The organism is Vibrio sp. N418 (assembly GCF_000222565.1).
Lineage (GTDB): Bacteria > Pseudomonadota > Gammaproteobacteria > Enterobacterales > Vibrionaceae > Vibrio > Vibrio scophthalmi.
The window spans coordinates 107,610-123,025 of sequence record NZ_AFWD01000058.1 but is presented as its reverse complement, the minus strand read 5'-3'; the positions used below and the strand labels follow the sequence as shown (position 1 = coordinate 123,025).

At 46.1% G+C, this 15,416-nt stretch carries 2 protein-coding genes; one reads left to right on the top strand and one right to left on the bottom strand.

All coding sequences use genetic code 11. The features are described from left to right. Window positions 1-35: 35 nt before the first annotated feature. Window positions 36-1,628: an EAL domain-containing protein gene (locus tag RH86_RS12985; RefSeq protein WP_009386563.1), complete on the bottom strand. Its 1,593-nt coding sequence runs from the start codon at window positions 1,626-1,628 to the stop codon at window positions 36-38. Between the two features lie 366 nt (window positions 1,629-1,994). Here RH86_RS12985 and RH86_RS12980 point away from each other — a divergent pair, with 366 nt between their 5' ends. Beyond that, window positions 1,995-15,386, top strand: coding sequence for a retention module-containing protein (locus RH86_RS12980; RefSeq protein ID WP_009386561.1), 13,392 nt, complete (start codon window positions 1,995-1,997; stop codon window positions 15,384-15,386). Window positions 15,387-15,416 lie beyond the last annotated feature (30 nt).

Below are 15,416 nucleotides of genomic sequence, written 5' to 3'. Positions count from 1 at the left end.
CCATAAGGTTGGCTTTTTTGGCGCCATGTTTGTGATTAAGCGGGAAGTCGGCTAACTTGGTCGAACTTGATTTCGCTACCTAATTCGATTAGCGCTGCTGGTTTGATCGGCCGTGAGTAATAGAACCCTTGTATAAAGCTAACATCGAGCTCTTTTAGCAAATCGATTTGCTGTTTGGTTTCCACCCCTTCAGCTATTACTTTCATTTCCAACTCTTTCGCGAGTTGAATCATCGAAATCAACACCGGTGTAATACTTGAATCGTTCTGTAGGCTTTTAATAAACACTTGATCGATTTTCATGACTTGAAAGCGGTGCAAACGGATGAAGTTAAGACCTGAATAACCAGTACCAAAATCATCAATCGCGAGCTGAAAACCCATTTTTTGAATCCGCTGGAGATTGCGTAATGCTATTTGTAGCTGTTGTTGGTCAAAATCCAAATTTTCGGTCACTTCTAGCAGCAAGCATCCTACAAGTTCAGGATGCCGTTTGGTAAACAGCAGCAAGTGAGTAATAAAATCATCGTCAACCAAACACACACGACTGAGATTGACGCTGACATAGTTTTTGGCTTGATAGCTGGGATTATTGGTGAGAAATCTGGCTACATTTGATAGTGTTTTTTTGGTTAGCAAGTCAATTATGCCGAGGCTCTCCGCCAATGGAATGAAAATTTCAGGTGAGATTTGACCTTGTGTCGGGTGATTCCAGCGCACAAGAGCTTCACTGCCAACCACTTCATTGCTATTGATATCGACAATAGGTTGAAGGTACAACTCAATCTGATTGTCCTCGATCGCACTGAGTAAATTGAATTCGATAGAGCGTTTTGCCAGCAGTTGATAGCCAATAATCAAGTAAATCAGAGAAAACAGAGAGGCGACTAAAATGGTCTGCCAAATGTGATTAAAGTAATGATATTGGTATGTGCCGGCAGTCGGGCGCAGTTCTATTTTTAGTGGGTAGAGTTCAGAGTCGAAAATAAATTGGTCTTTTTGTTTTTGGTTACTTGGTCTTTCTCCGTTGAGATCTCTACCTAATATACTGAGTCGATATTTGTATTGTTTGTTATCTAAATTTTGCGCAATGAGATTGATAAAGCGTTGCGGGGGCATCAGGGCATTTAGGCCATAGTGATCATTGATTGAGGCATAAATGAAAAAGGTGTTTAACGCACTGTTGGAGCGACTGACTTCAATTGTAATATGTGTTTTAGAAGCATTAATTCTTTCTACAATCGCATTGGGAAGATCAATATCAGTTAGACCTTCATTGCTGGTGCAGATTATTCGACCGTTACTATATATTCCTACTTCCTTAATGAATTCAGAATGGAAGACATGACTACGTAATGCCAACTTATCTTCTTCGCTGCATGTTTTACCTATTTGTTTATTCAAAACATAGAGTTCACTAGCCGTTTTTTCGATATAACGTTCCAATGCGAGAATGAGCTCTTTCCCATCTTGATAGGCCGCTTTTTTTGTATGGTAGTAATTGCCTAAGATAGAAAATGAGAAGGCAAGGAAGAAAATGACGAGGACAGGGATTAAGTTTGGCAAATGGGAACACATCTCTCGAGTGAGTGTGTAGATTTTGCGTAAGTTAAACTTTACTGAGTACATTAGAACCTGCTTGTCATTGCTTTATGCAACTATAAATAAATTTAACTGAGAGTTTATGAATTACTTCAGTTTTTTTTAGCATGTCTCAATACTAATACATCTCGATTTGTCCCGCTCTAACCTTGAAAAGTCTGTTCTTTAGTCAGATTTTAATATGCGTGTATTTTCATTTATGCGTTATTTGATTCCATACAACCAATTTTGTGTTCAATGACTATACTTACATTTGAACAACGAAAGTCACTAAATGAGTGAAAATCAATGCAAAATCGTTTCTTATTTGGTAAGTTTCTGGTGATAAAATAGTAAATAAAATGATAAGAATTACTAGTTACTTGCAAGATTTAAGAAATTTCGGGGGATGACATGGACATTAAAGTGGGCGACGGTGGATTCAAGGTTGCTAAACTGACCGGAGATGCAATTGTCATCGACGAAAAAGGGAATGCGCGAGATCTCAAAGTCGGCGATGTTGTCACGAACAAAGATACAGTCATTGTTGTTAATGGCGCAGAGGTCGAGCTTAAGTCTGGAAACGAGGTAGCCGTTATCACGCAAAACTGCGTTGCTTGCTTCGACCATCATGCAGCCCCTCAGCAAATCATCGCAGATGCTCCTGTAAGTGGAAAAATTAACGTTGATTTGTCGAATATTGAAGATACAACGTTTGCTATAGATGAGATAGAGGCTCTGCAAGCGGCTATCTTAGCAGGAGAAGACCCGACGGCTATTTTGGAAGCCGCGGCTGCGGGCGGAGTGTTAGGTTCTGCCAATGCAGGGTTTGTTACGATTGATTACACCAATGCTCAAACGCTCGCTCAAACCTTCTTTGAAACCAGTGCTCCTCCACGTGATGTATTTGATGATCCTGAAGAGGATGGCCGCTCAACGGTCTTTGCTGCCGGAGGAGAAGGCATAGCAGAGCTAGTAGTAGAAGGGGATCTAGACCCTGATACTTATCCTTCTATTGTCACTGCCTCCGTATTGATTGAAGCTGGCGATTTGCCGCTTGACCCAACCAGTTTTGTCCCTGACCCCATCTCTCTTGCCACCCTGCTGGCTGAATTAAACAACGATATTAAATCGGCAAACCAAGACGTCACATTTAGTTATGACGCGAATGAAAATGCCATTATTGGTGTATCTGCGGCTGGTGAGGTAATACGCATCGATTTGGATGTGACCCCTATAGGAAAAGATCTCACACTCACGATTACCACGACATTATCGCAGCCTATTGACCATCTACCTTCTGTTGGTGGTGGTAATGTGGCCTTGGTAAATGATCAAATCGTGGTGAATTTTGATATTACGGGCACCGATAGCGGTGGCAATTTGATTCAGGCGCCAATCAGTGCCAGCGTCACCATCGGCGATGGTATAGATCCACAAATCGTCGATGTGCCAAATATCACCCTGAATGAGGCAAACTTAACGGATGGTACGGCGACGGATCCCTCAGCCACAGTGGCTGGCAATGTGGTGGAGATTAATTTAGGCAGTGACACCATAGAGCAATATCGTTTGGATATTGCTAACTTTAACGCCGATGGCGGTTTAACTTCACAAGGTGAACCACTGGCGATTAATGAAGTTGCAAACAGTGATGGTAGTTTTACTTATACCGCTTCAACCAGTGCTGGTGATGTATTTGTTCTGACGATTAATACCGCAGGTGATTATGAGTTTTCATTGAAACAGCCAATCGATCATCAAGTGGGCAGCGATAGTACCACTATCGATTTTCCATTAACGGCCACCGATTACGACGACGATACAGCCCAAGGCACATTGCCGATCACCATTCTTGACGATAAACCGGTACTGAATGGCTTTACTGGCGAAACCAGTGTTGATGAAGATGACATTCCAACCATTGGTTCAGCTCTTGATGGCAGCAATCAAATCCGCGGTAACTTTGATATTGGCGAAGGTGCTGATGGGATCAAAAGCTATCAGATCACCAACGTCGATACGTTACTGTTTGGCTTAACCTCTGGTGAGCTAGCACTGGAATGGAAGTCGGGAAGCCCAGAGCAGAGCGGCACTGAGTTTACTTATACTGCGCAAACCACCGCAGGTGACACTGTCTTTACTCTTGTATTTGATACCAGTGATAACAGCTACCGATTTACCTTAGATAAGCCATTAGACCATCCCGATGTTCAAGGTGAAAACATCATCACATTGAATGTGATGATCAGCGCAACGGATTTTGATAACGATACGACTGCAGCCAAATCGCTCGATATCGTTGTGGTCGATGACATCCCGTTGATTAACGAGATTGCCCCCCTATCAATCGATGAAGATGACCTGCCCGGTGGTATCGATGCCGGTAATGATCCTCTGATTGATTCTGGTGTTTTTGATACCACTCAAGGTGCTGACCGTGTTGTGACGTACAGTCTTGAATCGCTTACCGTTCCGGTGTCGGGTCTTGAATCGCAAGGTAAAGCAATCACGATTGCCGAGTCGTATGATCCTAATACGCAAACTTATACGTATACCGGCTCGACTGACGATGGTGAGGTATTTATTTTAACCCTCAGTGGTACCGGCGCGTATCAATTTGAACTCAAAGCGCCGATTGATCATGCAGTGAGTGAAGATGATAAAGATCTCACCTTTGCCATCGTCGCTACTGATCAAGATGGTGACACCAGCACCAAACCGTTGGTGGTGAAATTAGTGGATGATGCGCCTATTTTAAACGGCTTTACTGGCACGACTACGGTTGATGAAGACGACATTCCAGCGATAGGATCTGCGCTCGACGGCAGTAACGTGATTGGTGGCACCATTGATGTTGAAGAAGGCGCTGATGGTGTTAAAAGCTATCAAGTGACCAACACCGCTACGCTACTTAATGGTTTAACCTCTGGCGATGAAGCGTTGGAGTGGAAAGCGGGCAGTCCTGAACAAGATAGCGGCAAGTTTACCTATACGGCGCAAACCCCGTCTGGAGCGACAGTTTTTACCTTGGTATTTGATACCAGCAATAACAGTTATCAATTTATCTTGCTCAAACCTCTCGATCATGCTGATGCGCAAGGTGAAAATAACCTAGAGTTAGCCTTCCAAGTCTCCGCGACGGACTTTGATAATGACACCACTGGCGAGCAACCGCTGACGATCACTGTGGTGGATGATATTCCGCTGATTAATACCATCGCACCATTGAGTGTTGATGAAGACGATTTGGTCGGTGGTACCGATGAGGGCAATGATTCGCTGACCGCCTCTGGCGTGTTTGATACCACGCAAGGTGCTGATGGGGTCGTTACTTACCAACTCGAATCATTAACTAGCCCTGTTTCTGGTCTGTTATCACAAGGCAAACCGGTCACCATCAGTGAGTCATTCGACACGGTGACAAAAACCTACACCTACACCGGTGAAACGGCCGATGGCCCTGTGTTTGTGTTGACCTTGAGTGGCAATGGTAACTATCAATTTGAGCTAAAAGCCCCGATTGATCACCCCGACAGTGAATCTAACCAAGATCTGACGTTCTCGATTGTCGCCACTGACCAAGATGGTGATACCAGTACGAAACCACTCGTCGTCACTCTAGAAGATGATGCGCCGATCCTAAATGGCTTTAGCGGCCAGACCAGCGTAGATGAGGATGATATCCCAACCATTGGTTCGGATATTGGGCCTGGGCAAGTTGGCAGCAATATTATTGGCGGCACCGTTGATATCAGCGAAGGCGCCGATGGCGTTAAAAGCTATCAGGTGACTAATATCGGCACTTTGCTTAATGGCCTAAGCTCTGGCGATGATACGTTAGAGTGGAAAGCGGGTAGCCCTGAACAAGTTGGCACTCAGTTCACCTATACAGCGCAAACAACCTCGGGTGAAACCGTGTTTAGCTTGGTGTTTGACACCAGTGACAATAGCTACAGCTTTACGCTCGATAAGCCGCTTAACCATGTTGATGCGCAAGGGCAGAACACGCTTGAACTGACCTTTGAAGTAACAGCAACGGACTTTGATAACGACACCACAGCGGCTAAGCCGTTAGTGATTACGGTCGTTGATGATGTGCCGCAAATAGACACCATTGCGCCACTGAGTGTTGATGAAGATGATTTAGCCAATGGCACCGATGCAGGTAGCGATTCACTGATCGATACTGGTGTGTTTGATACCACACAAGGCGCTGATCAAGTGATCACATACCACCTTGAATCATTGACCGTTCCTGTCAGCGGCTTGATGTCACAGGGTAAGGAAGTGAGCATCAACGAATCGTTTGATTCAGCGACAAAAACCTACACCTATACCGGTTCAAGCGATGATGGTGATGTGTTTGTGCTGACGCTAAAAGGCGACGGTAACTATCAGTTTGAACTAAAAGCACCGATTGATCATGCTGAGAATGAAGACGACAAAGATCTCACCTTCTCAATTGTCGCCACCGACAGAGATGGCGATACCAGCATAAAACCATTAGTGGTCAAATTGGTTGACGATGCACCGATACTGAATGGCTTTACGGGTGAAACCAGTGTTGATGAAGACGATATTCCTACCATCGGTTCAGCTCTTGATGGCAGCAATGAAATCAGCGGTAACTTTGATATTGATGCTGGAGCTGATGGGCTAAAAAGCTTCCAAGTGACCAATATTGATAGCGTACTCACTGGGTTAAAATCGGGCACTGAAGCGGTGGAATGGCAAGCGGGGAGTCCGGTACAAAATGGTACACAGTTTACCTATACCGCTCAGACCACTTCAGGGGCGATTGTTTTTACCTTAGTTCTCGATACCAGCGACAACAGTTATCACTTCACCTTATCTGAGCCTTTGGATCACCCAACGGCTCAAGGTGAGAATAGTCTCGCGCTTGACTTCATGTTGAGCGCTACCGATTTTGATGGCGATACAACCGCAGCGAAACCCTTAACGATTACAGTGGTTGATGACATTCCACTGATTAATACGATTCTGCCGCTGAGCGTGGATGAAGATGATTTAGTCGGCGGCTCTGATCAAGGCAATGATTCGCTCAAAGATTCTGGTGTCTTCGATGTGACGCAAGGCGCGGATCAAGTGATCACTTATCACCTTGCTTCATTGACTGATCCGGTTGCTGGTCTGCAATCACAAGGTAAGGCGATCACGATTAGCGAAGTGTTTGATCAAGCAACTCAGACCTATACATATACTGGCTCTACTGAGAATGGTGAGGTATTCATTCTTACCTTGAATGGCAATGCTGGTAGCTATGAATTTGAGCTTAAAGCGCCGATTGATCACGCCGACACAGAAGACGACAAAGATATTACTTTCTCCGTGGTCGCCACTGACCAAGATGGTGATACCAGCACTAAACCACTGATTGTTAATTTAGTTGATGACGCGCCGGAAATTAATAGCTTCACTGGCGATCAAATCGTTAATGAAGACGACATTGCTATCGTCGGCTCTGATCCAGATAAAGAACCCATTACCATCGGCGGTACATTTGATATTACGGAAGGGGCAGATGCGCTTAAAGCCATCACCATTGCCAATGAAGCATCGGTACTCAATGGCTTAAAATCCGGTGGCGAAAACTTAGAGTGGGCAACCACAACCACAGTGGGCGACGTCATTACCTACACCGCGCAAACGGAAACGGGTAACGAAGCGGTGTTTACCATGGTGTTTAACACCCAGACGCAGCGCTATGATTTTACCTTGTTAAAAGCACTCGATCACCCAACGGGTCAAGGTGAGAATCAGCTTGATATCAATTTCCAAATCAGCGTAATTGATTTTGATAACGATGAAAGTTCAGCGATCGCGCTGCCTATCACGGTCATTGATGACGTGCCAACCGTAGAGGGCGTTGAGCGTTTGAAGGTTAACGAAAATGATCTCAGTGATGGCTCTAGTCCTAGCGCGACAGATCTTACAGTCGATGGCAGCTTTACGACGGTACAAGGTGCCGATTCAGTGGTTAAATACAGTTTAGAATCGACCACTTCTCCGGTTACGGGCTTGCAGTCCGGAGGCATCGATGTGGCGATGTCTGGCCCTGTTATTGATCCCACGACTAACCAACATACTTACACAGGCAGTGCTGGCGGCGTTGAGGTGTTTGTTTTAACTCTGAAAGCTAATGGTGACTATAGCTTTGAACTCAAAGCGCCAATTGATCACGCGCAAGGCTCAGATCTTACTACATTAACGTTCCCCGTCATTGCCACTGATTTCGATGGCGATACCAGCGCGAAAAGTATCTTGGTTGATATCAGTGATGATTTACCCACAATGACCGAGATAAGCGGTAATAAGTTGGTTGATGAGGATGATCTTGCGCGCATCGGCTCTGATGGTAACAAAGAGAGCACCACTACGGCGGGTAATTTTATCGTAGAAGAGGGTGCTGATGGCATCACAGAGTATGAGATCGTTAATCTTGATAGCGCATTAGATGGATTAAAATCAGATGAGCAAGACTTGGTATGGGCTGCAGTACAAACCGATGGCACTAAGGTGACTCATACCGCGCAAACCGCAACGGATGGCGATACGGTCTTCACCTTGATTTTTGATACTGCAGATAACAGCTATGCCTTTACTATTGAGCAACCTTTTGACCATCCTGCCGGACAAGGTCAAAACGATATTACGATTGGTTTTGATATTCGTGGCTTGGATTTCGACAAAGATCCAACCGCCACCCTGCCACTGGATATTGTGGTACGAGATGACATTCCAACCATCAACAATCGTACAATCACAGTGATTGAAGGCGAGACGAATAGCACTCGAACAAATCTTTTTGGTAAACCGGGCGCTGATGGTGCGGAAATCACCCTAGTGGAAGGTAACGATACTCCAAATGGGGAGATTCGTTTTCTGCTTGCCGACGGAACCTATGTGGATGCTTTAGATCCAGCCGGAGCGCGCACAACAGTGACGGTTGTTGAAACCATCCGTGATTCTGGCGGTACTATCACCGACAACATTGTACAAGGGACATTGCAAGTTCGCCCTACGTCGGGCGATCGAGGCCAATTCCGCTTTACGCCAGTTGATAACCTAGAGCATGAAAGTGGCCAATTCACTTTTAGTATGACGGTAACGGCCACTGATGGTGATCAAGATACCTCGGTGAAAACCTATACCGTGAATATCTTAGATAGAGATGCGACGATTGAGTCATCAAGTGTGGTTAGCTTTGAGGATTCAGGCCGCGACAGTTCACTTACTTTCAATCCGCCTATTACCAATAGTAATGTCGAAGACAATCAAGGTTCGTTAGCGATAACGCCAAGCAAGGTCGACTTAACCGTTAAGTTGTTCGACTTAGATAACGATGAGAAAGTCGGCACCATTATCATTGAAGCGGGCACGCATAATGGTAAGTTCTACTTCTTAGATGGCACGACTTACACCGAATTAACCACGCAACCAGATGGCCGTGTGGTGTTAAATGCGGATGATGTACAACAAACTATCGATCCCACCACAACGATTGCCAGCATTGATAATCTTTACTTTGTGCCCGATCGAAATTATTCGTCAGGTGATGGCGGTTTCTCGGTGCCGATAACGGTTGAAATACTCAATGGTGTAACCCCCGATCATGCCATTGGCGGTAATTTGAATATCGAGGTTGAGGCGGTTGCTGATATCGCAGAGTGGAATGATGCAAATAGCCTTTATACGTATTCGCTGTTTGAAGATGGTGAAAATGCCAACCTTGCCTTACAAGCCGTAACGCAAGATGGCAGTAACCCAGAAACGATCACTTATCGCTTAGAAGTCACCGCAGGGCAAGGTAAATTCGAACTGCTGGATGGCAATGACCAAGTGATCAATGAAGTCTCTCCGGGCGTGTATGAAATTACCTCGGGCGATATTAATTCGGTACAAGTGAATCCGATTGATCACTTCTCAGGTTTCATTAAGTTTAACGCTACCGCTCTAACTGAAGAGACCGACAATGCACTCGCAGGCAAAGAGCAGGCCGAATCCGTCGTGCAAGAGTTGGTGATCAATGTTAATCCGATTGCTGACCAAGGCTCTTTCAGTGTCAGTCGAATCACCATCTTTGAAGATAACGCGAAAACACAAGACACCATCGATCCAGAAACCGATCACGAAGCGTTCACGCTCAATAAAGTCATTACGCTCGGTTCGACAGATGATATCGATACACCTGACGATGACTCAGAAGCGCAATTTGTTCAGCTTGATAATTTTAAATCAGAAGATGGCTCTGTACTGGTTGGCTATGAAGTGCGTTGGATCGGTACTGGTGATAACCCAATAGTGGAACTCTCGCCGGGTGTGTTTGAGATCCCCGAAGCGGCATTGCCGTTTGTTGAAATCCAACCGCCATTGCATAGTAATAAAGATTTCAGCTTTGACGTTGTCGGTATTGTAAAAGATACCGCCACCTTAGCCGATGGTTCACAAGTGGTGGATACTAAGCCGATGGGCGCGGCCAAAACCGTTAACGTGACAGTGAAGGGCGTCGCTGATATCCCGTTTTTGCCGGATGTACCAGAAGAACCTGCAACGGGCGGCGTGCTGGGAACATGGTACGAATATGATCCACCGTCTGGCTTGGTCGGTGCGCAAGTGACCATCAATGAAAGTACCGAGGCTGATATTAGTTTCGCGGTGTTATCGGGCGAGGAAGATGATAGCGTCTTTGACGGATCAGAGAGTTTGTCTGTTCTGTTGTCTAATATTCCAGATGGTGTTGAACTGTTTGATGCTAATGGCGGTGCGATTGACTTGGTCTACGTAGGCCAAGAAGGGGGTAAGCCAATCTATCAAGCCAACATTACGCAGGAGAACTATCAATCAGGCATCACCATCCGTCCTCCTAAGTACTCGACGGATGACATCACTATCGATGCGAAAGTGGTGGTGACAGAAAATGATGGCCACGTGCGTGAAGTGAATGGTGTCCTAAAGGTCAATATCGAGCCTGTGATTGAAATGGGGGGCGCGACGAATAGCTACAGCAACACCTCGGCAGGTAATGAAGATACCTTTATTCGGGTGCCTTGGACTATCGAAACCAATGGCGCTTCGCCAGATAGTACTGCAACCACTAATGGACGTGATTACGAGTTTGTCACTGAAATAACTATCTCTGGTTTTCCTACTATTGCCGGTGAAGGGGTCGATATCCGAGTTGATGGCAACGATGTCGTGATTGACGGTGTTCTGCAATCCGGTTTTAGTAATATTTCTTACGCTAATGGCGTATTGAATATTACCGGGCTGGATCAGAGCTCAACACCACCGAAAATCTTTGTGCGCCCAGGGGAGGATTCCAGTAAGGACTTTACCCTAACCAGCGTATTAAAAGTCAAAGAGATCGATGAAGATGATCCATCGCTGACGGTGGAAGCAGATGTCACGGGGCAACTAAGTATTGTCGTGCGTCCTGTTGTGGAACCTGATGGTACTCTGAGCATTGAAGACAGCAATGGTAACGTCGTCACGTCAATTAATGATGCCGATGATGGTAACAGTAACGGTCGAATTGACTTTACCATTAATGATCAAAATGGTGATGCCAACATCGTTAAGTTCCAAGATCTCGACCCAAGCTCAACGGAAGATGTCGATCAAGTGGTGGTGCGTTTTGCTGGTTTTACTGGTGGCATTCCAGATGCCGATCTCGAAGCGGTAATGGATCAATTGATCGTGTTTGGCGCCGTCAATAATGGTGATGGTTCGTGGACGATTTTGGATGAAGAAAACTTCACCATTTCAGCGCCAAAAGGCCTTACTTATCCCAATGCTGGGGCGGCTGAAAATAGCATAAAAGTCGAGTTCGTTGCTGAAGTGCGAGACGCCGGTGATGAAGGCGAAGGCAGCGCGCCACGTGAAGTGAAAACCATCGTCGACTTAGTATTCCCAAGTGATGTATCCACCCTAACCAGTGAAGCTGCAGAGGTTGAGGAAATCACGGCGCCTACCGCCATTATCTTAGGCCAAGAAGACAATCAGTTTGATGTTAGTAGCCAATTATCGAACGTGATCAAACTGAAAGCGGGCACGGCGGATGGTATCGCAGACCAAGTCACCATCGTCATTGCGCAAAGTGACATTCCGGCGGAAGTGTCGGGGCTGGTGATCAGTGGCGGTACGTATGATTTCGCCAATGAAATGTATATTTTTGAAGCGCAAGTAACAGCGGGTGGCGATCTGATTATTCCGGCTGGTTGGGAGTTTATAACTCCGGAAGATTACGCTGGTGATTTCATTATTCCAATGTCGGTTGTGACCACTGATACCATCTCCGGTGATGAGAACGTGTTACCGGTTGATGTGAAGTTTGCCGTCACGCCATTGGTTGATGTGCCAGTCTCATCGGGCGGTAGTCCACAACCGGAAGATACCGACGTCACGCCAAGTTTCACGATTGATGCAAGCTCTGTTGAAGCGGGCACAGGCGCAGAGCTCTCCGCTGACGCTCTAGAAGATAACTTAATCAAACTAGAGCTCGATATTGCGCTCGCAGACGAACGTGACGCACCAACACAAGGGCGTGAAACGTTAAGTAAAGTAGAGATTGAACTGGTTGATAGTGACTTAGGTTTCTTTGCTGATATTAATGGCGATCCAATTACAACCACAACACCGGGTGTGCTGGTGATTGAATCGAGTGATCCTGCGGTGATAGAAGCGGCATTGCAAGCAATCTATTTTGTTCCAAAACACAATTACCCAACGGGTAATAATAACAATACCGTTGAAGTACGAGTCACGGGAACCGTTAGTGATAAAACCATCTTTGATCAAACGGGGACCACACAAACACCAGATGAACAGGCCGACAAGACGTTTAGTGCCGAGATGTCTTTCGATATTACACCGGTTGTTGACCCAGTGACGATGCCTGAAGCGTCTGACAACATTGTCGTGGTTGGCGATGAAGATACCGATATTCACCTAGAAAGTAACGGTAGTGGCTTGCAGATCTCTCTCACCGATACTGATGGTTCAGAGCAGTTCTTATCTGCCAAACTCACTGGCGTACCAGACGACTTTATTGTTGATAGTACTTCGAGTGATTTTGTGGTGAAAAACAATGGTGGCGGTGAATGGACGATTCAATTAACCAATCCAAGTGTTACCTCCATCGATTTATCACAAGTAACGATCACACCGGCCAAAAACTTCAGTGGTAAGGCTGATATTAATATTGTTGTCTTTACCCAAGAACAACTGCTGGGTGTTCCTGTGGAACATACTGGTCAATTTACGATAGATGTAACTCCGGTAGGAGATCCTGTCGATACCGATCCAGTTGATTCGGTGACGGGTGATGAAGGGCAGAACATTGACATCACCATAAACGCCAGTGTGATTGATAAGATAGATTTATTGCCAGCAGATAGCGCTCAAGATCAGCCAGAAACCTTGTTGATTACGGTGGAGAATGTCCCTGCTGGTGGTCAGATCTTCTTTGATGATGGCATTACGCTCGCGACCGATCTAGGTGGTGGAGTATGGCAACTAGAGGTGAATGCGCAATCGATCGATAAAGTGGTGTTTAATTCTGGTGATCAAAACCAAGGCACGTGGGACCCAGACCAACTGACGATCAAAGTGCAGTCCGTTGATACGGGTTATGATGGCGTTAAACACCTTGGCCCTATCAGCCAGTTTGAAGTGGGAGTGGTTGTAGAGGCTGTTAACGACCGTCCTTATTTTGAAGATATCAATAACCTTCAAACTGCAGAAGATACCTCGGTGTTCGTTAAAGGATTCACGATTAATGATATCGATGCCACATTGGATGATCCGAATGCGAGCTACACGTTAACATTGAACATTGATAGCGGTACGTTGGCGCAAGATACCACGGTGGCGAGTAACAACAACCTTACCGTTAATATAACGGGTGGGAACACCATTACCATCAGTGGTACGGTCAGTGAGATCAACCAAGCGCTCGCGCAAAACTTAGTGAGCTTCACCCCTGCGCCCGACAGCAATGACTTAGTCGATCCAGATGGCGTGAAAGTGACGGCAACGGTTGATGATAACGGTAATTTAGGTTTAGTTGAGCCAGGTAACGATAATACCCTTAACCAAAACAGCACCGAGTTCGTGATTAACGTTTCCGAAGTGAACGACAAACCCATCGCAGCGGATGTGGATTTGGGATCAATTAATGAGGATACCTCGCTGCAAATTAACGTATCTCAGCTGATAGGCCCAGGTCTAAGTACTGATCCGGAAGGGCACAATCTGATTGTAAAATCGATTTCGGTACCAGCAGAACAAGGTGAAATTACCGCAAACCCTGACGGGGTATCGTGGACATTCACACCAAAACTGGATTTCTCGGGTGATGTGACCATTAGCTATGTCATTGAAGACGACGGCACAACCGATGGCAATCCGGATTTCCTTACCGATCAAGGGACGATCTCCGTGACGGTTGTTGGGGTGAATGATGCACCAGAAGTCGATGTGACCTCGGCGACATCAACCATTGATGAAAGTGCAGGCCAGCAAATCAGCGGTATTACTATCGCTGATGTCGATTATGTTGATGCTTTTGCCAATGATCCAATGAGTGTTGAATTGAGCGTTAGTTACGGGTCTCTAAGTGTCAACCTGCCGGCTGGTTCAACGGTCACAGTGACACCGGCATCAGGCAGTTCGATTACTTTAGAAGGGACACTGGCCGAGTTGAATGCACTATTGAACTTACCAGCGACAGGTGAAGGCGTGATGCTAGACGCCAGCTTTGCGACGGCGGCTGAGATTGCGTTAACGGTTTCTGCAACCGATTCAGGTAATCCATCAGGAATGAGTATTACCACCAGTAAAACGCATGACATTACCGTCAACCCAGTGGCGGATGCGCCAACGCTCTCCATTCAACCGGGCTTTGACTACATCCGAAATGTGTCGGCTAATCTAAGCGTTAGTGGCAATGGTATCGCAATTGTTGGTTTGGTTGCGGCACTAACGGATGTAAACGAAGTACTATCAGTTGAGCTGAGTGACTTGCCGGCGGGCGCGAGTGTTGAAACGGCATCGGGCCCGATCACAGCGGATGGCGGAATTTATTCCGTTCCCGCTGCTGATATCGATAGCATTGAGATTGTTGGTGCAGGAGTGGGTAGCCATACCGTTAAAGTTACCGCCGTTTCAACCGATGATGGCCAGACCGCCCAATCAGCACCGATTGATATTGTGTTAAATATCTCGCCTGACGGCGTGGATATCGATCAATCGGCGCAAACACAAGATGTTGAGCTGTTGGGTGATAACACTGGTGTCAACCTTACTGCGGGAGCGGGAGATGATCGCATTGTTGGTGGCGATGGGGGCGATATTCTTACCGGTGGCGCTGGTAATGATGAAATCATAGGTGGTGCGGGTGCGGATACCATCGACGGCGGACTGGGATCTGACATCCTAACCGGTGGCACTGGTAACGATATCTTTGTTTGGCACGAAATCTCTGATGGAGCGACAGATACCATTACCGATTTCACCATATCAGAAGACAAAATTGACTTGCGCGATGTATTGCCAGAGCTTAAGTCGGCTACGGTCGGTGTTGATGACTTGCTCGCTCATATCCAAGTGACAGTACAAAATGAAGATCTCGCCATGACGATTCACCCCGATGGTGTCGGTTCAGGTGAAGAGCAAACCATCTTGGTCGAAAATTTGGCACAAGATTTAACGCTCGGTGGATTAGATCAAGGGCAAATACTTAATACCTTGATTGATCAGAACATCTTTTTGCATGATAGCTAGAATGAGCGAATAACTAAAAGGAAGTGTAGG